This is a genomic window from Nonomuraea sp. NPDC050786 (genome assembly GCF_040654115.1).
Classification (GTDB): Bacteria; Actinomycetota; Actinomycetes; order Streptosporangiales; family Streptosporangiaceae; genus Nonomuraea.
In genome coordinates this window covers 78,948-100,907 of record NZ_JBFAHJ010000018.1, presented here as the reverse complement: position 1 = coordinate 100,907, position 21,960 = coordinate 78,948, and the positions used below count along the sequence as shown (strand labels likewise).

Below are 21,960 nucleotides of genomic sequence, written 5' to 3'. Positions count from 1 at the left end.
TCCCCCACACCCCACCTAACCCCCTTGTCGCCCCCCTCGGCCCCCCGGCGCCCCCCCCCCCCCACGCCCGTCCCGCACACCGAAGGCCGTCGGCGCCCTTCCCTTGGCCGGGTCCGGATCGGCCGGACACCAACTGCGGTGGGAAGTGATGCGCGGCTACGACGACGTCGCGGCTACGACGAGGTCGTGACTTCGAGGTAGTCGATGTTGGGCAGGCCGCCGGCCGTCGTGGGGTTGAGCCTGATGGTGTTGCCGCCCGCGTTCAGTGTGACGGTCAAGGTCTTGGCCACCCACGTGCTCCACGCGCCGGTGCCCTCGAACGACGGGGTCTGCACCGTCGAGCCGTTGACGATCAGCGAAGCCGGCCGCGCGGTCGTGCCACCGTTGGCGAACTGGACCCGCAGCGTCGCGGTGCCCGCCGCGCTCGCGTTGACCGAGAACTGAGCGTAGGCACCCACCGTGTTGTCGCCGTTGCAGAATCCGGTGCCTGAGTAGCCCGACCAGTTGGAGTCGATGGTGCCGGTGCACACCGCCGGCGAGACCTCCGCCTCGTAGCGGGTGGCCGACCCAGGACCACCGAGGGCGCCCATGATGGCGCTGATGATGCCCGGTTGGGTCACCGTGTTGGTGCTTCGGTTGAACAGCCCGAGACCGTATTGTCCGTTGACGCCGTTGTCCCAGTAAACAGTGGCTGCTCCGTACTTCTTGGCGGTGGCCACCATGGTGCGCGCGAAGTCCGCACGGTACCTGTTGTTCGACGAATCGAAGGATGACTTGTCGATCGAACCGTATTCGCCGACGACCACCGGGTATCCCCGCACGGCGAACTTGTCATACGTCTTCTTCAACTGCGCGTCCATGTAATCCTCCTGTCCCCAGGTGGATTTTCTTGACGGGTTGGTCGCGGCCCGTCCCCACTGCGTGATCGTGCCGTTCTCCTCCCCGGCGAAGTCCCACGGATCGTAATAGTGAACGGAGATCATGATCCTCTGCTCACTGCTGGGGATGGTGGGCGACCGGTAGGAGTCCGTCGGGATCACGAAGCCGTAGTTCCCGGTGGTGTAATCGATGTTGGTGTTCCATCCGGGCACCAGCAGCCATCGTGAGCTGTTGTTTCCGCCGGACCTTCGTGCGGTGTCCACGAAGATCTGGTTGTAGCTGTTGATGTTTGAATAGCACGGCTGGGTGGGGTTGCCGTACTGCCCGTCGAACTCTTCGTTCATGGATTCGAAGATCAGGTGCTGGTCGTAATTCTGGAACCTGGACGCGATCTGCTGCCAGGTCTTCTGATACTTGGCCTTGATCGTTGTTTGATCGGCGGCATCGCAGATCAGCCAGGAGTAGGGGATGGTCTTGTAGCCGTCCCCATGAATGTTGAGCACCACGTACATGCCCCGGTTGTACGCGTAATTGACGACTTCCTGAATTCTGTTCAGCCAGGAAGAGCTGATCGTGTAGTCCGGGCCGGACCCTATGTACCTCAAATACGAGACCGGGATCCGGATCGTGTTGAATCCTGCCGCCTTCACCTTGTCGATGAGCGCCTGTGTCACGGTCGGATTGCCCCACGCCGTTTCGCCGGGATATCCGTCGGCGTTGGCCTCCAGCTGGTTCCCCAGATTCCAGCCCGCGCCCATGTCGGTAATGATCTGCGCAGCGTTCAGCTGTGTCGTGGCACCGGCCGATGCATGCGCCGTCAAGCCGGACATCGCTAGGGCGACCGATAACATGCCGGACAGGAGAATGGCTCTGATCCTCCTCGCTGTTGGAACCATGCGTATTTCCTCTCTTCTCGGCCTGGCGTGTCCAAGAGCAGGCTTCGTCCAGCCGAACCTCTCGATCGGTGGCGGACTCTTCTCATCGAGCTTGTGAATTGCACGGTGCGCGGCACGGAAGGGCGGTCAGCCGGCGCGGCGGCGCGAGATCGGGCCGACGATCGCGGCGAAAGCCGACACCGAATACGTGCTGTTCCGCGCAAGGATTGGGTGTCGTCGAATTGGAGTCGAAGCGCTTCGACAGGTATTTCGACGGTTTCGGCGGGGGAAATGCTGCGGTACGCACACTCTAGAAGTCAGGAAATATAAATGCAACAGGTCAGACACGCGCGAGGAGGAAGAGCCGTACCGGCCGGGATGCACGGGCCATCGACGCTCGCCGGTACGCTCGCGACAATGGATGCCATCTTCCCGCCCAAGCTGACCAGAGGTGACGTCGTACGCGTGGTGGCGCCGGCCAGGTCCCGCGCGATGGTGATGGAGCACGACCACACCGCGATCATCGAGTCCCGGTTCGCCGAGCTCGGTCTCACACTCTCCTATGGCCGCCACGTCGACGAGCGGGACGCCTTCGACTCCTCGAGCATCGCCTCCCGGGTCGCCGATCTGCACGAGGCTTTCGCGGACCCCTCGGTAGCCGCGATCATGACGGTCATCGGCGGCTACAACTGCAACGAACTCCTGCCGTACCTGGACTGGGAGCTCATCCGGGCCAACCCGAAGATCCTCTGCGGGTACTCCGACATCACGGCCCTGCAGAACGCCATCCTCGCCCGTACCGGGCTGGTCACCTACTCGGGGCCGCACTGGTCGACGTTCGGGATGCGCGATGACTTCGAGCCGACCCTGCGATGGTTCACAGAGATCATGTTCGGCTCCGACCCGATCACCTTGAGCCCGGCGGCCCATTGGAGCGACGATCTCTGGTTCCTCGACCAGGACAAGCGTGACCTGTTCCCCAACGAGGGATGGTGGCCGCTCCAGCCTGGCACGGCCGAGGGGAGGATCGTCGGCGGGAACCTCTGCACCCTGACCCTCCTGCAGGGCACCCCTTACATGCCGTCCCTCGACGGCGCGATACTGATCGTCGAGGACGACCTCGAATCCCCTCCGGTGACCTTCGCCCGGAATCTGACCTCACTGCTTCAGCTTCCCGACGCCGCCGGCGTGCGGGGCCTGGCGATCGGGCGTTTCCAGCGGGCGAGCCGTATGACGCGCTCGCTGCTCGAACACATCGTCGCCATCCAGCCGGCACTGGCGGGACTGCCGGTGCTGGCCAACATCGACGTCGGCCACACCGACCCGCTGGCCACCTTTCCGATCGGGGGCCAGGCAGAGCTCACCGTCACGGGTGGCGGGGCGAGCCTGACGCTGCGGCGACACTGACCAAATCACCCTGAGGATCCAGTCCTTCTGCGGGTGCGGTAAGCGCGCTGCTGGCATGCCCGTGAGCAGTATTCGCGGGGCCGTCCGGTGACGGTCATGGGAACGGCGTCGCCGCAGACAGCGCATCCTGGGGCCGGGGCCGGATCATCCGAAGTTTCGTCACGAACGGGCGCCCCGTCCGGAAACGCGGCCTGGCCACTCGCTCATCCGGTGACCGCCGTCCTGCTCTGGTCGGCCGCGCTGCTGGTGGTGTTCGTCCCGCTGTCGCTCCGTGCCTTCATGCGCAGGGGGCGGTGAAGGCCCCCGGCGCCTGGCGGGCGGGAAAACGGTTCGCGAGGGGCCGGGGCGGCGTGGTTGGCTGCCGGACATGACGTCGGCATGGGTAGGGGAGCGCGTACGGCTGCGGGCCATCGAGCCGGAGGACTGGGAGGCGTTCCACTCCTTCGACGAATACTCCGAAGCCGTCAGGAACGGCCACCAGCTCCACCCGCCGCAGTCGGCGGCGCGGGCCAGGAAGTGGGCCGCCGAGCTGGCCGAGCAGACGCAGGGACTGGACGACATGCGCCTGGTCATCGCCACCCGGGACGGGAACGTCCCGGTCGGCATGATCAACACGCACAGCCTCGACCGCGTGCACGGCACCTTCGCGTACGGGATCGGCATCGGGACGCCGCACCACCGCAAGGGCTACGCGGGCGACGCCATCGTCCTGCTCCTGAGGTACATGTTCTTCGAGCGCCGCTTCCAGAAGGCCGAGGCCTGGGTCTACGGCTCCAACGAGCCGTCGCTGGCGCTGCACCGGCGGGTGGGGTTCGTGGAGGAGGGCCGCCGGCGCAGGAGCCACTACGCCAACGGCCGTTACGACGACGAGGTCCTGTTCGGCATGACGATCGAGGAGTTCACCGAACGCCACGCCTCCTAGAGGGCCGGGAGCTCCGCGCGCAGCCGGCGCGTGGCGGTGACCACGTTCGCCAGCGCCGCCTCCACCTCCTCATACGTCCGCGTCTTCAGCCCGCAGTCCGGATTGACCCAGACCCGCTCCGCCGGCAGCACCTTCAGCACGCGCCGCAGCAGCTCCGAGACCTCCTCCGCGCCGGGCACCCGGGGCGAGTGGATGTCGTACACGCCGGGCCCGAGCCCGCGCCCGAACGAGCCCACCGAGCCCAGGATCCGCGCACCCGAGCGGGCCGACTCGATGGTGGTGACGTCCGCGTCCAGCCCGTCGATGGCGGCCAGGATCTGGTCGGCGTCCGAATAGCAGAGGTGGGTGTGGATCTGCGTGCGATCGCTCGCCCCCGACGTGGCCCGCCGGTACGCGGCCACCGCCCACTCCAGGTAGTCGGCCTGCGCGGCGCGCCGCAGCGGGAGCAGCTCGCGCAGGGCGGGCTCGTCCACCTGGATGATCGACACCCCGGCCGCCTCCAGGTCGCGGACCTCCTCCCTGACGGCGTCCGCCACCTGGAACACGACGTCGCGCAGCGGCAGGTCGTCGCGGACGAAGGACCAGGCCACGATGGTGACAGGCCCGGTGAGCATGCCCTTGACCGGCTTGTCCGTGAGCGACTGCGCGTACGTGGCCCATCGCACCGTGATCGGCGAGGGGCGGCTCACGTCCCCGTGCAGGATCGGCGGCCGGGTGCAGCGGGAGCCGTACGACTGGACCCAGCCGTTCCTGGTGACGGCGAACCCGTCGAGGTGCTCGGCGAAGTACTGCACCATGTCGTTGCGCTCCGGCTCCCCGTGTACGAGGACGTCCAGCCCGAGGCGCTCCTGGACCCGGATGACGCGCTCGATCTCGGCCTCGACCTGCCGTTCGTAGTCGTCCTGCGACAGCGTGCCCGAGGCGAGCGCGGCCCGGGCGGCGCGCAGCGAGCCGGTCTGCGGGAACGAGCCGATCGTGGTGATCGGGAGCGGGGGCAGCCTCAGGTGCCCGGCCTGCGCGGCCGCCCGCACCGCGTACGGGCCGCGCTCCTCCAGCACCACGGGACCGGGCAGCGCCACGGAGGGCTCGGCGGGCGGAGCGTCCAGCAGCGGGGAACGCGCGAGCGCCACCACCTCCGCCACCTTCTGCTCCGCGAACGCCAGCCGCTCCTTCAGCGCGGGGTCGAGCTCCGGCTCGGCCGCCACGTCGTAGGGCACGTGCAGCAGCGAGCACGACGTGCTCACCACCACCTCCGAGGCCCGCACGGCGCCCAGGGCGGCCAGCGCCCGCTCGGGCGAGGTCCGCCACACGTCGCGCCCGGACACCACGCCCGCGACCACGGTCTTGCCGGACAGGTCGAGCGCGGGCACGCCACCCCGTACCAGGTCGATGCCGATGGCCTCCACCGGCGTCTCATGAAGCACGGGCAGGGCCGCGCCGAGGTCGCCGAAGTAGGAGGCGACGAAGAGGCCGGGGCGCTCGCTCACCGACCCGAGCCTGGAGTAGGCGGCGCGCACGGCGGCCAGCTCCTCCGGAGTCCGGTCGCCCACCAGCGCGGGCTCGTCGAGCTGCACCCACGAGACGCCCTCGGCGGCCAGCGCGGACAGCAGCTCCTCGTAGCAGCCGAGCACGTCGTCCAGGCGCTCCAGTGCCGCCCCCAGCAGCAGGAACGTGACCGGCCCCACCACCACCGGCCGTGTCTCGAACCCCAGCGCCCGCGCCTCCCGCACCTCCGACAGCGGCTTGCCCGCGTCCAGCTCGAACACGGTGTCGGGCCCGATCTCGGGGACGATGTAGTGGTAGTTCGTGTCGAACCACTTCGTCATCCGCAGCGGCGCCAGCCCCTCGGTGCCCCTGGCCATCGCGAAGTAGGGGTCGGCGGCCTCGCGATAGCGCGCGGGCACCGCGCCCAGCAGCACGGCCGTGTCCAGCACCTGGTCGTACAGGGAGAACGTGTTGGACGGCAGCCCCTCGAGCCCCAGCTCGGCGAGCCTGCGCCAGGTCCGCTCCCTGATCTCGGCGCCCACCCGCTCGAGCTCGGCCCGGCTCGAACGCCCGTCCCAGTACGACTCCAGCGCCCGCTTCAACTCCCTCCGCGGCCCGATCCGCGGATATCCGAGCACGGTGGACTTGGGAAATGGGGACATGTCTCTCGGCTCCCTTGACCTCGTTCGAGTGATCGCAGGCATCCTGCCGAGCGCCCGGGAGCTCGTGCATCATGTATTGGTGCTGCTTATGCTCAAGGAGATGCACTGCTTCGCCAGGGTCGCGGAGCGGCTCAGCTTCTCCGGGGCCGCCGCCGACCTGGGGATGTCCCAGCCCGCGATGAGCCAGGCCATCACCCGGCTCGAGCGCGCCGCCGGGGTCAGGCTCTTCGAGCGGAGCGCCCGTGACGTGCGGCTCACGGCGGAGGGCAAGGCGCTGCTGCCGTACGCGGAGCAGGTGATCGAGTCGGTCCGGGCGTTCGAAGCCGAGTCCGCGCGACTGGCCAGGCCGACCATTCATCTCGCTTATCCACCGATCGTGGGCGCGCTGGCGGCGCGGATCGCCAGGCGGCTCGCGGGCCGCACCCCCGCGATCGGCGTGGAGCTGCGCGCGGCGGGCCGGGGGGCGGCGGCGCAGGCGCTGGCGGGCGGCGAGGTCTCGGCCGCGATCCTGGCCACTCCGGCGCCCGCGCAGTTCGTGACGGCGGCCAGGTTTCACGTGACGGTCGACCACCTGGCCGTTCCCGTGGGCCACCGGCTGGCGGCCAGGCCCAAGGTGACCCCGGAGGAGCTGGGCGGCCAGGTGCTGCTCACGCCGGGCACGCGCCCCTGGCCGGGGCTGGCGGGGCGGTCGCGCATGGTGGCCGAGGACGACTTCGCCGCCGCGCTCGACCTGGTGGCCGCGGGGGCGGGGCTGCTGCCGATCCCGCAGCTCCTGGTCAGGACCGTCAGGAGGGAGGACGTGCGCTTCGTGCCGCTCGACGCCGGCGACCTGCGCATCACGTACGGGCTGGCCTGGTCGAAGGAGCGCGTCACGCCGGAGCTGATGGCACTCGTGCAGGCCGTGCAGGACGCCCTCTGGACTAGGTGACGGAAAGGTTCTTGAGCGCCTCGCGGCGGCTCAGGCCCGTGATGCCCTTGGCCTTGACGTAGCGGAGCACCTCGGCGGGGTTGGTCTTGGCGTACTCGCGTAACGCCCACCCGATCGCCTTGCGCGCGAAGAAGTCGTTGTCGGACAGGCTCGGCTCGATGCACGCGTACAGCAGGGCCGTGTCCGTGCGCTGCTTGAACCGGTTCTGGCAGAGGATGGCGGTGCGCCGCTTCCACAGGTCGCCGTCGTGCGCCCACTCCAGCATGAGCGGCCGCATCGAGTCGGGGTAGGCGGCCAGCAGGCCGCCGATCCGGTGCGTGGCCAGCTCGTCGACCAGGTCCCACCAAGCCCCGGTGACGATCATCTCCTCGTACATCGGCACGGTGTAGAGGGTCTGGAAGCCCCGGTAGAGGTGGTAGCCGGAGAGCTCGACGGCGGCGTACCGCTCCTCGCGGTATTCGGCCTCCCGCCACAGCTCCAGCACGGCCCGCCGCCACTCCGGCGCGCTCTCCAGCCGGTGCTCGGCGAAGACCCGCCTGAGCGCGGCCCGTCTCGGCACCGCCTGCACGCCGAGGAACGGCATCGAGGACTTCATGTAGGCGCGCATGGTCTCGGCCTTGCCGGGCTCCGCGATCGCCTGCAGTGCCAGCCGCACCGCCTTGCCGAGGCTCATCCCTTTTGTGTGGTGCGCTCGCCGGTGGCGAGGCCGTCGAAGAGCACGGTGATGTAGTGCTCGGCCAGCGCGTTGGTGTTGAGCCTGCCGCCTGGGCGGAACCAGCGAACCGCCACCCAGATCGTGTCGCGGATCATGCGGTAGGTCAGCTTCGGGTCGACGTCGGACCTGAACAGCCCGGCTGCCTGGCCCGCCTTGATCTGCGCGACCCAGATCTGCTCGACCTCGTCCTCGGCCTTGACCAGGTAGTTGAAGCGCTCGAACTGCCGCAGGTAGTTCCAGTCGTTCTGCATGACCGTGATCGCGGCCCGGTGGGGCTCCAGCGTGCTGAACCCGATGCGGACCATCTCCGACAGCACCGTGCGGGCGTCGGCGTTGGAGTCGACCGCCGCGCGGTAGCGGGCGATGAGGTCGTCGAGGAAGGTGGAGAGCACCTCGTCGACGATCGTCTCCTTGGAGTCGAAGTGGTGGTAGAGACTCCCGGAGAGGATGCCGGCCTCGGTGGCGATCTCGCGTACTGTCGTGGCCTGGAAGCCCTTGCGCGCGAAGATCTCCGCGGCGAGCTTGACGAGGTGGTCGCGGCGCTCGGAGGCCGATCCCGAGGAGGTCGCGCGCTGGCGCTTCGCCGGGGTGGCCGTGGTGCCGCTGTTCTTACGCGTGGTCACGACACCATTATGAGCCCTCAGGCAATCGCTTGTTCACCTAACCGCCCCAGCTCATGCGGCATTCCGTACCGTACCAAGCGCTTGCTACGATGCGATGGTGAACGAGGCGTACATCGTCGGCGCGGTCCGCACCCCCGTCGGGCGCAGGAACGGCGGCCTGGCCGCGGCGCACCCCGCCGACCTCGGAGCGCACGTGCTCAAGGAGCTGATGGACCGGACCGGCGCCGATCCGTCGGCCGTCCAGGACGTCATCTTCGGCTGCGTGGACACGATCGGCCCGCAGGCCGGCGACGTCGCCCGTACCTGCTGGCTCGCGGCCGGGCTCCCCGAGGAGGTCCCCGGCGTCACGGTGGACCGCCAGTGCGGATCGTCCCAGCAGGCGCTCCACTTCGCCGCCCAGGCCGTGCTGTCCGGCACGAGCGACCTGGTGGTGGCGGGCGGCGTGCAGAACATGAGCATGATCCCCATCTCGGCCGCGATGCTCGCGGGCCGCGAGTTCGGGCACGAGACCCCCTTCGGGGGCTCCAAGGGCTGGATCGAGCGGTACGGCACGCAGGAGGTCTCCCAGTTCGCCGGGGCCGAGCAGATGGCCGCCACCTGGGACGTCTCCCGCGAGGAGATGGAGCGGTACGCGTACGAGTCGCACCGCCGGGCCGCCCATGCCGTCGACACCGGGCGTTTCGCGCGCGAGATCGCCCCCTACGAAGGCGTCGCCACCGACGAGTGCCCGCGCAGGGACACCACGATCGAGAAGATGGCCGGCCTCAAGCCGCTGGTCGAGGGCGGCCGGCTCACCGCGGCCCTGGCGTCCCAGATCTCCGACGGCGCGGCGGCCCTGCTGGTCGCCTCGCCCAGAGCCGTACGGGAGCACGGCCTGACCCCGCGCGCCCGGGTGCACCACCTGTCGGCCCGCGGCGCCGACCCGATCATGATGCTCTCCGCCCCCATCCCGGCCACCGTGCACGCGCTCGGCATGACCGGCCTGAACATCGACGACTTCGACGCGATCGAGATCAACGAGGCGTTCGCGCCGGTCGTCCTGGCCTGGATCAAGGAGACCGGCGCGGACCCCGCCAAGGTCAACCCGAACGGCGGGGCCATCGCGCTCGGCCACCCGCTCGGCGCGACCGGCGCCGTGCTGGCGGTGAAGCTGCTGCACGAGCTGGAGCGCGCGGGCGGCCGGTACGGCCTGCAGACCATGTGCGAGGGGGGAGGGCAGGCGAACGTCACCGTCATCGAGCGGCTGGCCTGAGGCTGACGTCAGAAAATGCCTCTAGCAAATAGGAAACTTTCCTATTAGATTTCGGGTCATGCCCTTGAGCGGTGACCTGCTTCGCCTTGCCGACGCCGTCCTCTTCCCCGGTTTCGCGGGACACACGCCTCCCGACTGGCTCCGCCGCCGCCTCGGCGACGGGCTGGCCGGCGTCGCGCTGTTCTCCCGCAACATCGCCGGCCCGGCCCAGGTGGCCCGGCTGACCGCCGCGCTGCGTGCCGAGAACCCCTCGGTGCTCGTCGGCACCGACGAGGAGTCGGGGGAGGTCACCCGGCTGGAGGTGACCACCGGGAGCAGCCGCCCCGGCGGGTACGCGCTCGGCGTCGTGGACGACGTGGACCTCACCGAGGCCCTGGCCAGGGACCTCGGCGGCGAGCTGGCCGCGGCGGGCATCACGCTCGACTTCGCCCCTTCCGCCGACGTCAACTCCAACCCGGACAACCCCGTCATCGGCCTGCGGGCCTTCGGCGCGGACCCGGTCCTGGTCTCCCGGCACACCAGGGCGTTCGTACGCGGCCTGCAGTCGGCCGGCGTGGCCGCGTGCGCCAAGCACTTCCCCGGCCACGGGGACACCTCGGTCGACTCGCACCACGGCGTGCCCGTGGTGTCCGACGACGGGATCGAGGAGGCGCTGCTCCCTTTCCGTGAGGCGATCAAGGAGGGGGTCAAGGCCGTCATGACCGGCCACCTCCTGGTGCCCTCGTACGACGCCGAGCTGCCCGCCACGCTCAGCCCCAAGGTGCTCACCGGGCTGCTGCGGGAGGAGCTCGGGTTCCAAGGGATGATCATCACTGACGGCATCGAGATGGCGGCGGTGGCGGGGGCGTACGGGATCGGGGGCGCCTCCGCCCGCGCCATCGCCGCGGGAGCCGACGCCATCTGCGTCGGTGGCGAGCGGGCCGACGAGGCCACCGCCGCCGGGATCCGCGACGCGATCGCCACGGCGGTGACCCAGGGACTGCTGCCCGAGGAGCGGCTGGCCGACGCCGCTCGCAGGGTCCGCGAGCTGGCCTCATGGGCCGCCTCCTCGGGCAGCCGGCCGTCCCGCGACGGCTCCGTCGGCCTGGTCGCCGCGCGTCGGGCGATCAGGATCACCCGCAGGTCAGCCGCTCCGGTGCTGCCGTTGACCTCCCCGGCGTACGTGGTGGAGCTGGCGCCCGAGATGAACCTGGCCATCGACAGGAAGACGCCGTGGGGCGTCGGGGAGCCGCTCGCCCGCCTGCTGCCGGAGAGCGTGGTGCGGCGGCTGGCGGTGGGGGACTCGACGGGTCCGGCACTGGAGCGCCTGCTCGGGGAGTCCGCGGGACGGCCGCTGGTGGTCGTGGTCCGGGACGTGCACCGTCACGCCTGGCAGGAACAGGCGCTGCGGCACCTGCTCAGCGCCCGGCCCGACGCGGTGGTGGTGGAGATGGGGCTGCCCGCGCGGTCGGACCTGGGCGCCGTGCACATCGCCACGTACGGCGCCGCCCAGGTCTGCGGGCAGGCCGCCGCGGAGGTGCTCACGGGACGGGGTAGGGTCTGATCCCTTGACTGCTCCCCCGTCTGAAGAGCGGGGGATTTCTGGCTCACGCTGCCTGACGGTCCTGCGGACTGTCGGGTCTTACGCGATCGGCACCAGCCGGGTTCAGACCAGCCCGGACCAGCATCACATGGGCGGAGTTCTTGTCCCGGGGCCGGGATGTTCCGCACGCGGTGCAGGTGTAGGTACGTTCGGAAAGAGGTAGTGCGTGCTTGGTTCTCGCTCCGCACGGTGCGCATTCGGTGGTGGTGTGCGCCGGGTGCACGAGCCGGACGTCCCGGCCGTGTTTGCGGCCCATCTCGATCAGGGCGCGCTGGGTGGCGCCGATGGCCGCGTCGGCGGCCTTGCGCGCCATGCTCGACTTGGCCAGGAACGTGGGTTTGAAGTCTTCCACCGCGAGCGCGTCATGGTCGCGCACGACGCGTTTGGCCCACTTGCGGCCGGTGTCCTCCCGCTGGCGGGCGACCCTTCTTGTACTGCTTGGCGCGCAGCTTCTTCGCCTGGCGGTAGCCCTGGGAGCCGGGCTGTCCTTTGGCGGGCTTGCGGCGGGCCATCATCTTGTCGTAGCGGCCCAGCCTGGCCTGGGCCTTCTTGCCGTACTCGGGGTGCGGCAGGTCATGGTCGTCGCTGGTGGCGGTCGCGGTCTGGGTCACGCCCCAGTCGATGCCGATCACCCGCCCGGTCTCCGGCAGCGGCTGTACCTGGGCGGGGACGACGAACGAGCAGTACCAGTGGCCGAGGCTGTCGCGGTACACCCGCACCGACGACGGCTCGCCGGGCAGATCGCGGGACCACACCACGGTCGGCACGATCCCGCCCGCCAGATGCAGACGGCCGTCCTTGATGCCGAAGCCGCGCCGAGTGTAGTTCAGGCTCGGGTGGACCAGGTCCTTGTTCTTGAAGCGCGGCATCCCGGCCCGCCGCCGGACCGGCAGGCGTTCGGCGATGTCCTTGAGGGCTTTGGCGCGGGATCTGCCGAAGTCCCGGATGATCTGCTGCTGGGGGACGCTGGAGCCCGCACGCAGCCACGGCGTGATCTGGCGGGCCTCGGTCAGCATCTTGTCGAGCTGGGCCGGGCCGCACGTCCGCTTGTCGCCCGGGTGGACCCGGTTGTGCAGGTGCACCTGCTGGGACTTGGCGACGCACTCGTTCCAGATCCACCGGCACCGGTCCCACTCGGCCAGCAGGGCGGCGCGGGCGGTGGACGACACCCGAAGCCGGTAGGTGTACCGGGCACGCCCGGCATCCCCGGCTACCAACGGTGTCGATGTCGTCACGATCGGCCAATCTATCGGGGAGGTACGACGAATTTGAGCGTTCATCGCGGAGTTGAAGCCCGATCGCCCTGCCAGCGATCCGGCTGTCCCTGTCCTGCTTCGCACGAGCTCCGGATTCCTCCCGGCCCCAAAGGACCAGGCTTCCTCCGGAGGTTTCGGTGAGGGGCTTGTGACGGTGATGGGGACTCTTCGGAGTGGTGGTGAGGTTAGCTGTGAGTGGGAGAGTGGGTACGGCAGGAGGCGACGTTTTGGAGATGAGCGGCTGCGTCGGTCGGGACGAAGTGATGGCGGAGTTCGGCCGGCATCTGCGGTTCGAGAGGGACCTTTCGCCGCATACCGTGCGGGCTTATCTGGCTGACGTCACCTCGCTGCTTGAACACGTGGACGGGCGGATCGAGGGGCTTGACATCGGAGTGCTGCGAGAGTGGCTCGCTGAGCAGCACCGCGAGGGGAAGGCGCGGACCACGCTGGCGCGGCGGACCGCTTGTGTTCGCACCTTTACCGCTTACTGCCATCGCCGCGGCTGGTTGGCCGCGGATCCCGGGTTGCTGCTGGGAAGCGCCAAGGCGGCACGGCCGTTGCCTTCCGTGCTGGATCAGGAGCAGGCGCAGGCCGTCCTCGAGGTCCCGTCGACGGGGGAGCCCAAGGAACTGCGGGACCAGGCCATTCTTGAACTGCTGTACGCCACCGGCGTGCGGGTGAGTGAGCTATGTGCGCTCGATGTCGACGATGTGGATCGGGACCGGCGCGTCGTCAGAGTGATGGGTAAGGGACGTAAGGAACGATCTGTGCCGTTCGGGCTGCCTGCGCTCCGAGCGGTGGACAGGTGGTGCATTCACGGGCGGCCGTTGTGGGTGCGAGCTCGGACAGGAGCCGCGCTCTTCCTCGGCGTACGGGGTGGGCGCATCGACGCGGGGACCGTTCGGCGAGTGGTGCATGCGCGGCTGGCCCAGGTGGACGGTGTGCCGGACATGGGGCCGCATGGATTGCGGCACAGCGCGGCGACTCACCTGCTCGAGGGCGGTGCGGATCTGCGGAGCGTCCAGGAACTGCTCGGGCACGCGTCGCTGAACACCACGCAGATCTACACGCATGTTTCGATCGATCGTCTGAGGGCGGCGTATCGTCAGGCGCATCCCAGGGCCTGATGGCCGGGATGTGGTGATTGAGCCCGTCCATGATCGACGTTCGAGGCCCCTGCCAGCCGTAGTGAGTTTCTTTCTGGTGCTGGTCCATCCGCTGGTGAGCTTCTTCCTGGTGCTGGTCCATCTCGTCGGTTCGCGTCCTGGTGTGGGTGTCTGGCTTCGCGCCGGCGGCGCTGCAGCGCCTGCGGGTCTGTCGGCCTCCTGCTCTCATTGCGATGGCGGGTGCCGGTGTCCTCGGGGTTTTCTCCGACGACGGTGCCTGCGGTGCTGGCCTCCCCTGTGGATGTGCTGAGCCGTGCGCGTACGCCGGTGGCGGCGTAGGGCAGTGATCAGGAAGGCCATCCCGAACAGTGCGCCCAGGCCGACGGCTGGTGCCGCGGGAGTCGAGGCTGAGCGGGTCAGTAAACCGAGGTCGGTGGGATCCCCTGGTCGCAGAGGACGGTGCGCTGTTGGAGATCTTGGTGGCTGCTGGTCGAGGGGCCGGGGGGCCTGACTCCTGGCCGCCACGTGCTCGGAAGCGCCCTCTCCTACCGGCGAGAGGGCGTGCCCGGTCGTGGCCCAGAACGGGAGGAGGCGGATGGGGGCGTGGCCCAGGAGCAGGAGAGGGTCGAGGTAGTGGGTGCCGCGTCGGAGGCCCCAGTGCAGGCAGGACTCCTGGCAGTGGCCCGTCGGGGCTTCTATGACGCCGAGCGTGGAGCCTGCGGTGACGGGTTGACCCCGGCGAACCGAGGCTGCGACAGGGAGGTATGTCGTGCGGAGGCCGCCTTCGTGCTCGACCGTGATCACGCCTTTTCCCGCTACCGGGCCGGCGAAGCGGACCGTGCCCGGACCCGCCGCCAGGACCGGAGTGGCTGTGGGAGCGGCCAGATCGAGGCCGCGGTGCCCGGCGAGCCATGGCTCCGGCGGCGGGGTGAAGCGGCGCAGGACCTGGGGATGCCCGTCCAACGGCCAGCGCCAGGTGGGTGGGGAGGCCCTTGCCGGGGGAGCCGGGAAGAGGATCAGCGCGGCGGCGGCGAAGAGCAGTGCCAGTGCTGTCAGCGTTCCTCTGGCCGGCTTGAGGAGACGGCGGACGGGCGGTGGGATTTCGCGGCCTGTGCTGCGAAGGCAGCCTTCCTGTGTCCCGTTGCGGAGCTGGTCGTTCATGGCGCGAGTGTGGTTGAGCGCGCCGGGTCGGCGAGGAGGCGAACGGGATTCTGGGGACGGAGTGAGGTGCAGCTGATGGCCTGTGGACAAGTGGCTGGACGATGGCTTGGGCGCGGGCGAGGAGCTGCGATGATGGGGCTGCCGGACGCCGGTGCCGTACAGGTCGGTGACGGTTGTGATCTTTGGTGGGTGCGCGAGCGGCGGCGGTTGTGGTCAGAGGATGGAACGGCGCTTGGTAGCGATCCAGGAAGCCATGTCGTGAGGCGCGCTCGGATTGGTGCCTGGCGTTGCGGTGAGTACGCGTCGAGGACGGTGCGGGCGTAGGGGAGACGTCCAGATCCAGATGGTGCTCAGGGCTATGCCGGCCGCGCAGATGAGGATCACCGGGCGTAGGCCGACGAACTCGGCCAGGACGCCTCCGGCTATGCCGCCGAGGGCCAGGACGCCCTGCACGGCGAAGGTCATGGTGGCGTTCACCCGGCCGCGGAGCTCTGCGGAGGTCTCGCGCAGGGTGATGGCGCCCATGCAGGTGGCGAAGGCTACGACGATGCCACCTGTGATCGTTCCGGTCAGCGCGAGCAGCGAGAGTTTCCACCACAGAGGGCCGGTCAGCAGGCCCACCGCGAGGATTTCGATGGGGAAGAAGAGCACGGAGACGAGCAGGATGCGGTTCTCGCCGTAGCGCTTGGACAGGCGGGCCGTGGCCCAGGCGCCCAGCAGACCGCCGATGCCGCTCAAGGCGATGAGGCCGCCTATCAGGGCCTTGGGGATGTTGAGCGTGTTGACCATGTAGAGCATGTAGACAGCCGTGTACGCCATCGCGAAGAAGTTGATCGTGACGCCCGCGCCCAGGAGAGCACGGAGCACAGGGTGGGTGACGCTGGTCCGGAGCCCTTCTACGACATCGCGCCACATGCCCCGGGAGGCCGCCGGCTCGTTCTTCTCCGGAGTCCGGATGGCGCGGAGCAGGAGTGCCGAGGCCAGGAAGGACAGCGCCTCAGCGAGTACGGCCAGCGGGGCCGTGAGGAGCTGCACCAGAAGACCCGCCAGGCTGGGGCCGCTGACCGAGGCCACGGAGTAGGAGGCGTGGAAGCCGGCCATCGCCTCAGTTCGCTGGGAGGGCGCGACGACTGCTGCGACATGGGGGAAGTTCGCCGCTCTGAACAGCACTCCGGCCGAGCCGATCACCAGGGCTACGGCGATCAACCAGGGGACGGTGAGGAGACCGAGGAGCCAGGCCACGGGGACCGTGGCGGCGGCCACGCACGACACGAGCTCGCAGGCGATCATCAGCGGGCGGTGTCGGGTGAGCCGGTCCGCGATGGCGCCTGACTGGAGGCCGAACAGCAGGGCTGGAATCGAGGCGGCGGCCGTCAGCAGCCCCATCTGGGAAGGGGAGGCGGCCAGCAGGGTCACCGCGGTCAGGGGGATGGCCAGCTTGGACACTTCCGAGCCGGTGACCGAGATGGTGCGGGCCGTCCAGAGGAGGCGGTAGTCGCGCTGCTTTCTGAGCGGGGGTGGATCGGCCGCGCCTTCGTCGCTCGGGGTCTGGGCGGGGTTGTCGACGTCGGGGTTGGGCTGGTCGGACGTGTGATGGCGTTCTGGGGTGCGGTCGTGGGTGGGGGCTCCGGTTTCCGGGTGTCGGGCGTGGGCGGTGCGGTTGGGGTCTGAGTCAGAGCGGGAAGGGCGAGAGTTGTGAAGGGATCGCTTCATAACTGTGAAGATAATCCTTCACAGTTATGAAAGCAATGCTTCAGATCTGGGGGCGGGGTAATCTTGGCCGCATGAGTGAGGGGCTCAGTGATCCCAAGGCAATGCGGGCGCTGGCCCATCCGGCGCGCCTGATGATCCTCAGCCGACTGGGTGTCGAGGGGAGCGCCACCGCGACCGAGGTGGCGGAGATCGCGGGGATCACGCCCAGTGCCGCCAGCTATCACCTGCGCATGCTGGCCAAGTACGGGTTCGTTGAGGACGCGCCGCCGCGGGGGGACGGCAGGGAGCGGCTGTGGAAGACCGTGGACACGCCGATCAGTGTCGGCGTGCTGCCCGGTGACCAGCCGGAAGTGCGGGATGCCAAAGTGTCGTTGATGCTGGCGTTCCGCAGGGAGGCCAATGAAGAGGCGGACCGCGCGCTGGCCAGGGTCGAAACGGAGAGCGCGGAGTGGCGCGATGCCACCCGCTTCAACCGTACGCGGATCAGGGTCGACGCCGAGGAGCTGTCCCGGCTGAACGAGTCGATCGAGAAGCTGATCGAGCCGTATCTCACCACGGTGCGCGATGAGAAGGCTGCGCCGAGTGGTGCAAGGGTCGCCGAGGTACAGTTCAACCTTTTCCCGGTGGCGAAGAGGCCAGTGCATGGGCTGCCTACCGAGGATCATGACGCGGCGCGCTGAGCGGAGGGACGGGCTCGGCTGTCTTTCGTCGGCGGCGTGAGGGTGTCGGGCGTGCCTGGGAGTTGATCGTTCGGGTGGGACTGGTCTTCGGCGGTGAGGGTTGGGGTGTCGGGCGTGCTCGGGAGTTGATCGTTCGGGTGGGACTGGTCTTCGGCGGTGGGGGTTGGGGACTCGGACGCGCCCGGGAGTTGATCGTTCGTGGGACTCGGCCTTCGGTGGTGACTGTGGGGGTGTCGGCCGAGGTCCGGGGCTGGGGGGCTGGTGATGCGATGCCTGGTTGATCGCGATCGGCGCCGGTGTGGTGGTGGAGGGGCGAGAGATGGGTGTCTGACGGCTGGCGGTCAGGCTGGGCTGGTGTGGGAGGTAGACTTTTCGGTGGCCTGTGACCACAGGCCGACTTCGCATGTCCCATTGCGGACCGCGCCATCGGTCCGGGCTACATGCTCGGCTGGCGAGGTTTCGGGGCATCAGGGCGACAGACGACGCGCTGTCGCGGCACAACCGAGAACCGCGCCCATCCGCAGGGCGCCAAGACCTGGAGGACCAGCACATGGCCCCCGTCGTCACCATGCGACAGCTGCTCGAGAGCGGCGTTCACTTCGGTCACCAGACCCGGCGCTGGAACCCGAAGATGAAGCGGTTCATCTTCACCGAGCGCAACGGCATTTACATCATCGACCTGCAGAAGTCGCTCTCGTACATCGACCGTGCGTACGACTTCGTCAAGGAGACTGTCGCCCACGGCGGCACCATCCTGTTCATCGGCACCAAGAAGCAGGCTCAGGAGGCCATCTCCGAGCAGGCCGCGCGGGTCGGCATGCCGTACGTCAACCAGCGCTGGCTGGGCGGCATGCTCACCAACTTCTCCACCGTGCACAAGAGGCTCCAGCGGCTGAAGGAGCTCGAGGAGCTCGACTTCGACAACGTCGCGGGCTCGGGGCTCACCAAGAAGGAGCTCCTCATGCGCCGCCGCGAGAAGGACAAGCTCGAGCGCACGCTGGGCGGCATCCGTGACATGGGCCGCGTGCCCAGCGCGGTGTGGGTCGTCGACACCAAGAAGGAGCACATCGCGATCAGCGAGGCCAAGAAGCTTGGCATCCCTGTCGTCGCGATCCTCGACACCAACTGCGACCCCGACGAGGTCGACTACCCGATCCCGGGCAACGACGACGCCATCCGCGCCGTCGGCCTGCTGACCAGGGTTGTCGCCGACGGTGTCGCGGCCGGTCTGATGGCCCGCTCCGGTGCCGCCCGCGGTGACGAGAAGCCCGCTGCCGCCGAGCCGCTGGCCGAGTGGGAGCGCGAGCTCATCGAGCAGGGCACCGGCGAGGCGCCGGCCGCCGAGGCGGAAGCCGCTGCTCCGGCGGCTGAGGCCCCGGCTGAGGCCGCTCCCGAGGCCGCCGCCGAGGCTGCTCCGGAGGCCGCCGCTGAGACTGCTCCCGAGGCTGCCGCTGCCGAGGGCGACGCCGAGCAGCAGGCCTGACGCCGAGGTCCTCGGTCCCCAGGCATTCGGGTACGGGCCGCGCCGGCCAGGTGGGTGAGTGACTCCACCAGGTAGGGCGCGGTCCCGCTCCCGGCGGACAGCAGCAAGGCAAGGCAAGGGATCTTCCTGGTCCTCCCGGCGGAGGATGTCGAGGCAAGGGATGACTCCGATGCCGGGCGAGGGCCAGGGGTCCGCGCCGGGTCGGCGGTCGCCGAGCCAAGGCGAGGATCCCGCGGACCGGGCGGTTGCCGAGTGAAGACCATGGTCTCGCCAGGTGGACCGTTGCCGGGTGAAGGCCATGGTCTCGCCAGGTGCACGGTTGCCGGGTGAAGGTCACGGTCCCGCTGGGCGGACGGTGCCGGGCGAAGGGCCATGGGCCTGCCGGGTGGACGTTCCCAGGTGAGGCCGGGTGCGGTGGTCCGAGTCGGACCGCCGGTCCTGGGCCGGGTGTGGTGGGCCGGGACAGGTGGCGTCGGTGCTAGGCGCTGTCGGTCCAGGATGGTAAGCCAGGGCGAGGCTGGGCAGTATGCCAGGCGAGCCGGGGCCGAGAAGCAAGACAAAGGCTGACGCAAGACAAAGGCTTCCGTACGGCAAGCGCCTGCCGTACCAGAACCAGGGTGAGCAACCGGACTGCGGAGCTCACCCGATCCACGACGACGACGAAATCCCACAAGGAAAAGCAATGGCTTCCGTGAACATGGCCGATGTCAAGCGGCTTCGCGAGATCACCGCTGCCGGCATGATGGACTGCAAGAAGGCGCTTGAGGAGTCTGAGGGCGACTTCGACCGCGCGATTGAGCTGCTGCGCCTCAAGGGCGCCAAGGACGTGGGCAAGCGCGAGGCGCGCACCGCCTCCAACGGCCTCGTCGCGCTCAAGCAGGACGGTGACTCCTCCGCCGCGCTGCTCGAGCTCAACTGCGAGACCGACTTCGTGGCCAAGGGCGAGCGCTTCCAGGAGCTTGCCGCCCAGGTCGTCGCGCACATCCTCGAGACCAAGCCCGCCGACGTGGCGACGCTGCTCGAGTCGTCCTTCGACGGCAAGACCGTCAAGGAGCACCTCGACATCGCCAACGCCGCGCTGGGCGAGAAGATCGAGGTCCGCCGGTTCGCGGTGCTCGAGGGCGGCTACATCGGTGCGTACATGCACAAGACGGACCCGGCGCTGCCCCCGGCGGTCGGCGTGCTGGTCCAGCTGGACAAGCCGAACACCGAGGTCGCCAAGGACATCGCGCAGCACGCCGCCGCGATGGCCCCGCAGTACCTCAAGCCCGCCTCCGTTCCCGCCGAGGTCGTCGAGAAGGAGCGCAAGCTCTTCGAGGAGATGACCCGCGAGGAGGGCAAGCCCGAGGCCGCCATCGGCAAGATCGTCGAGGGCCGCGTGAACGGCTGGTACAAGGACTTCACGCTCCTCCAGCAGGCCTTCGTCAAGGACAACAAGAAGAGCGTGGGCAAGTACGCCGAGGAGAACGGCGTCGAGGTCCAGGCCTTTGTCCGTTTCAAGGTCGGTCAGGCTTAGGCTTAGTGCAGCCCACCAGCTAGGGCGGGCCGCCAGCGGGACGGAGCCCGTCAGCTGAGGCCGGCGCCAGCCGAAGGCAAGAGACAAGCCACAAGCCCTATCGACCCACCGAACGAAGGAGGCCGCCGCCGTGCAGGACCACCGGGAGACAGCCCAAGAATCCACACGGACGGCGGCTTCCCCATCTCAAAACCCGCTCAACCCACTGAGGTGGAAGCGGGTGATGCTGAAGCTGTCAGGAGAGGCGTTCGCCGGGAGCGAGCCGTTGGGCATCGACCCCGTGGTCGTCGATCACCTGGCCGATTCGATCACCGAGGCGGTCAAGGAGGGCGTGCAGGTCGCAGTCGTGGTCGGCGGCGGCAACATGTTCCGCGGCGCCACCCTGTCGCAGGGAGGCATCGACCGCACCAGGGCCGACTACATGGGCATGCTCGGCACGGTCATCAACTGCCTCGCCCTCCAGGACTTCCTCGAACGGCGGGGCGTCGAGACGCGCGTGCAGACCGCCATCACCATGCAGCAGGTCGCCGAGCCGTTCCTGCCGCGCCGTGCGATCAGGCACCTCGAGAAGGGCCGCGTGGTCATCTTCGGCGCCGGACTCGGCTCGCCGTTCTTCTCCACCGACACCGCGGCGTCGCAGCGGGCCCTGGAGATCGGCGCCGAGGCGCTGCTCAAGGGGACGCAGGTGGACGGGATCTACGACTCCGATCCACGGAAAAATCCGGATGCGGTCAGGTTCGACCATCTTGACTACGGCGAGGTGCTGCTCCGCGACCTCGCGGTCATGGACGCCACCGCCATCAGCCTGTGCAAGGACAACGACCTGCCGATCGTGGTCTTCGACCTCATGGGCGAGGGCAACATCCTGCGAGCGGTACGCGGTGAGAAAATCGGCACGCTGGTGAGTCCCACAGGCAAATGAGGGAGCGAGCCCGACACCGCCAGCTAGAAGACAGGGAGCCGCTGTGATCGACGAAACCCTCCTCGAAGCCGAGGAAAAAATGGACAAGGCCGTCTCGGTCGCGAAGGAGGACTTCGCGACGATCCGTACGGGCCGCGTCACCCCCTCGATGTTCAACAAGATCAACGCTGAGTACTACGGCACGCCGACGCCCATCCAGCAGTTGGCGTCGTTCCACGTGCCGGAGGCTCGCATGGTGCTCATCCAGCCCTATGACAAGAGCTCGATGGGCGCCATCGAGAAGGCCATCCGCGACTCCGACCTCGGCGTCAATCCCACTGACGACGGTCAGGTGATCCGCGTGACGTTCCCGGAGCTGTCCGAGGAGCGCCGCAAGGAGTACATCAAGGTCGCCAGGAACAAGGGCGAGCACGCCAAGGTGTCGATACGCAACATCCGCCGCTCCGCCAAAGAGGTCCTCGACAAGATGATCAAGGATGGAGAGGCGGGCGAGGACGAGGTCCGGCGGGCCGAGAAGGAGCTCGACGACCTCACCCAGAAGCACGTCGCGAAGATCGATGAGCTGCTCAAGCACAAGGAAGCCGAGCTGCTCGAGGTCTGAGCGGCACGCCGCAGGGCGGACCCGGTTCAGCGGGCCGCCGCGGGTGGCGGGCCTGTGCCTGCGGTGGGCCGCATCGAGTGGGCCGCCGCAGGCTCTTGCGCCTACGGCGGGTCACGTTCGGTGGGCCGCCGCAGGTAGTGGCTCTTGCATCTACGGCCCTCGTCCCAGGGGCGGGGGCCGTGGCTCTTGGAG

At 68.9% G+C, this 21,960-nt stretch carries 19 protein-coding genes; 11 read left to right on the top strand and 8 right to left on the bottom strand.

Translation table 11 applies throughout. The annotated features are described in order from the left end of the window. Positions 1–173 precede the first annotated feature (173 nt). Positions 174–1,730, bottom strand: a complete 1,557-nt coding sequence (locus AB0H84_RS29290; RefSeq protein ID WP_357610931.1) for a cellulase family glycosylhydrolase — start codon at positions 1,728–1,730, stop codon at positions 174–176. 441 nt (positions 1,731–2,171) lie between these two features. Between AB0H84_RS29290 and AB0H84_RS29285 the strand changes: the two genes are divergently transcribed. Together AB0H84_RS29285 and AB0H84_RS29280 are read left to right on the top strand one after the other, a co-directional pair. Beyond that, positions 2,172–3,161: a S66 peptidase family protein gene (locus AB0H84_RS29285; protein WP_357610928.1), complete on the top strand. Its 990-nt coding sequence runs from the start codon at positions 2,172–2,174 to the stop codon at positions 3,159–3,161. 367 nt (positions 3,162–3,528) lie between these two features. Further along, entirely contained in the window at positions 3,529–4,083 is a 555-nt protein-coding gene (locus AB0H84_RS29280; protein WP_357610925.1) for a GNAT family protein, read from the top strand. Here AB0H84_RS29280 and metE read toward each other — a convergent pair. Further along, entirely contained in the window at positions 4,080–6,230 is a 2,151-nt protein-coding gene (gene metE, locus AB0H84_RS29275; protein ID WP_357610922.1) for a 5-methyltetrahydropteroyltriglutamate--homocysteine S-methyltransferase, read from the bottom strand. The genes AB0H84_RS29280 and metE overlap by 4 nt on opposite strands. An 88-nt stretch (positions 6,231–6,318) precedes the next feature. On the opposite strand from metE, the gene AB0H84_RS29270 reads away from it, so the two are divergent. Continuing rightward, positions 6,319–7,158: a LysR family transcriptional regulator gene (locus AB0H84_RS29270; protein WP_357611257.1), complete on the top strand. Its 840-nt coding sequence runs from the start codon at positions 6,319–6,321 to the stop codon at positions 7,156–7,158. On the opposite strand, the gene AB0H84_RS29265 is transcribed toward AB0H84_RS29270, so the two are convergent. Next, positions 7,151–7,831, bottom strand: coding sequence for a DNA alkylation repair protein (locus AB0H84_RS29265; protein WP_357610919.1), 681 nt, complete (start codon positions 7,829–7,831; stop codon positions 7,151–7,153). The genes AB0H84_RS29270 and AB0H84_RS29265 overlap by 8 nt on opposite strands. Further along, positions 7,828–8,496, bottom strand: a complete 669-nt coding sequence (locus AB0H84_RS29260; protein ID WP_344986597.1) for a TetR/AcrR family transcriptional regulator — start codon at positions 8,494–8,496, stop codon at positions 7,828–7,830. Before AB0H84_RS29260 ends, AB0H84_RS29265 begins: the two co-directional genes overlap by 4 nt. Positions 8,497–8,593: 97 nt before the next feature. Here AB0H84_RS29260 and AB0H84_RS29255 point away from each other — a divergent pair, with 97 nt between their 5' ends. Beyond that, positions 8,594–9,748 (top strand): acetyl-CoA C-acetyltransferase, encoded by a 1,155-nt coding sequence (locus AB0H84_RS29255; RefSeq protein WP_357610916.1) that lies wholly within the window; start codon positions 8,594–8,596, stop codon positions 9,746–9,748. A gap of 58 nt (positions 9,749–9,806) precedes the next feature. Further along, positions 9,807–11,291: a glycoside hydrolase family 3 N-terminal domain-containing protein gene (locus AB0H84_RS29250; protein ID WP_357610913.1), complete on the top strand. Its 1,485-nt coding sequence runs from the start codon at positions 9,807–9,809 to the stop codon at positions 11,289–11,291. Positions 11,292–11,334: 43 nt separating this feature from the next. On the opposite strand, the gene AB0H84_RS29245 is transcribed toward AB0H84_RS29250, so the two are convergent. Then, positions 11,335–11,706, bottom strand: a complete 372-nt coding sequence (locus AB0H84_RS29245) for a transposase (RefSeq protein WP_357610910.1) — start codon at positions 11,704–11,706, stop codon at positions 11,335–11,337. After that, positions 11,693–12,565, bottom strand: coding sequence for a transposase (locus tag AB0H84_RS29240; RefSeq protein ID WP_357610907.1), 873 nt, complete (start codon positions 12,563–12,565; stop codon positions 11,693–11,695). The genes AB0H84_RS29245 and AB0H84_RS29240 overlap by 14 nt, the downstream gene beginning before the upstream one ends. Before the next feature lie 254 nt (positions 12,566–12,819). Between AB0H84_RS29240 and AB0H84_RS29235 the strand changes: the two genes are divergently transcribed. Continuing rightward, on the top strand, positions 12,820–13,713 hold the full coding sequence (locus AB0H84_RS29235) for a tyrosine recombinase XerC (protein ID WP_357610904.1): 894 nt from the start codon (positions 12,820–12,822) through the stop codon (positions 13,711–13,713). A gap of 204 nt (positions 13,714–13,917) precedes the next feature. Here AB0H84_RS29235 and AB0H84_RS29230 read toward each other — a convergent pair whose 3' ends face one another. Continuing rightward, on the bottom strand, positions 13,918–14,853 hold the full coding sequence (locus AB0H84_RS29230) for a M23 family metallopeptidase (RefSeq protein ID WP_357610902.1): 936 nt from the start codon (positions 14,851–14,853) through the stop codon (positions 13,918–13,920). Between the two features lie 213 nt (positions 14,854–15,066). Then, complete coding sequence (locus AB0H84_RS29225; RefSeq protein WP_357610899.1) at positions 15,067–16,566, bottom strand: MFS transporter; 1,500 nt, start codon at positions 16,564–16,566, stop codon at positions 15,067–15,069. 71 nt (positions 16,567–16,637) lie between these two features. Here AB0H84_RS29225 and AB0H84_RS29220 point away from each other — a divergent pair, with 71 nt between their 5' ends. The 5 genes from AB0H84_RS29220 (at position 16,638) to frr (ending at position 21,768) form a co-directional block, all read left to right on the top strand. Beyond that, a complete protein-coding gene (locus tag AB0H84_RS29220; protein WP_357610896.1) occupies positions 16,638–17,246 on the top strand; it encodes a metalloregulator ArsR/SmtB family transcription factor in 609 nt (202 codons plus the stop codon). 550 nt (positions 17,247–17,796) lie between these two features. Beyond that, positions 17,797–18,729: a 30S ribosomal protein S2 gene (gene rpsB / locus AB0H84_RS29215; protein WP_357610893.1), complete on the top strand. Its 933-nt coding sequence runs from the start codon at positions 17,797–17,799 to the stop codon at positions 18,727–18,729. A gap of 682 nt (positions 18,730–19,411) precedes the next feature. Beyond that, positions 19,412–20,245, top strand: coding sequence for a translation elongation factor Ts (gene tsf, locus AB0H84_RS29210; protein ID WP_357610890.1), 834 nt, complete (start codon positions 19,412–19,414; stop codon positions 20,243–20,245). Positions 20,246–20,468: 223 nt separating this feature from the next. Next, a complete protein-coding gene (gene pyrH, locus AB0H84_RS29205) occupies positions 20,469–21,167 on the top strand; it encodes a UMP kinase (RefSeq protein WP_357611254.1) in 699 nt (232 codons plus the stop codon). Positions 21,168–21,210: 43 nt separating this feature from the next. Beyond that, on the top strand, positions 21,211–21,768 hold the full coding sequence (frr, locus tag AB0H84_RS29200) for a ribosome recycling factor (RefSeq protein WP_357610887.1): 558 nt from the start codon (positions 21,211–21,213) through the stop codon (positions 21,766–21,768). The last annotated feature ends 192 nt before the right edge of the window (positions 21,769–21,960 follow it).

Coding starts and splice junctions, on each gene's coding strand:
- AB0H84_RS29290 (WP_357610931.1), bottom strand. CDS start 1,730: ATGTTATCGGTCGCCCTAGCGATGTCCGGCTTGACGGCGCATGCATCG.
- AB0H84_RS29285 (WP_357610928.1), top strand. CDS start 2,172: ATGGATGCCATCTTCCCGCCCAAGCTGACCAGAGGTGACGTCGTACGC.
- AB0H84_RS29280 (WP_357610925.1), top strand. CDS start 3,529: ATGACGTCGGCATGGGTAGGGGAGCGCGTACGGCTGCGGGCCATCGAG.
- metE (WP_357610922.1), bottom strand. CDS start 6,230: ATGTCCCCATTTCCCAAGTCCACCGTGCTCGGATATCCGCGGATCGGG.
- AB0H84_RS29270 (WP_357611257.1), top strand. CDS start 6,319: ATGCTCAAGGAGATGCACTGCTTCGCCAGGGTCGCGGAGCGGCTCAGC.
- AB0H84_RS29265 (WP_357610919.1), bottom strand. CDS start 7,831: ATGAGCCTCGGCAAGGCGGTGCGGCTGGCACTGCAGGCGATCGCGGAG.
- AB0H84_RS29250 (WP_357610913.1), top strand. CDS start 9,807: ATGCCCTTGAGCGGTGACCTGCTTCGCCTTGCCGACGCCGTCCTCTTC.
- AB0H84_RS29235 (WP_357610904.1), top strand. CDS start 12,820: ATGAGCGGCTGCGTCGGTCGGGACGAAGTGATGGCGGAGTTCGGCCGG.
- AB0H84_RS29230 (WP_357610902.1), bottom strand. CDS start 14,853: ATGAACGACCAGCTCCGCAACGGGACACAGGAAGGCTGCCTTCGCAGC.
- AB0H84_RS29225 (WP_357610899.1), bottom strand. CDS start 16,566: ATGAAGCGATCCCTTCACAACTCTCGCCCTTCCCGCTCTGACTCAGAC.
- AB0H84_RS29220 (WP_357610896.1), top strand. CDS start 16,638: ATGAGTGAGGGGCTCAGTGATCCCAAGGCAATGCGGGCGCTGGCCCAT.
- rpsB (WP_357610893.1), top strand. CDS start 17,797: ATGGCCCCCGTCGTCACCATGCGACAGCTGCTCGAGAGCGGCGTTCAC.
- tsf (WP_357610890.1), top strand. CDS start 19,412: ATGGCTTCCGTGAACATGGCCGATGTCAAGCGGCTTCGCGAGATCACC.
- pyrH (WP_357611254.1), top strand. CDS start 20,469: ATGCTGAAGCTGTCAGGAGAGGCGTTCGCCGGGAGCGAGCCGTTGGGC.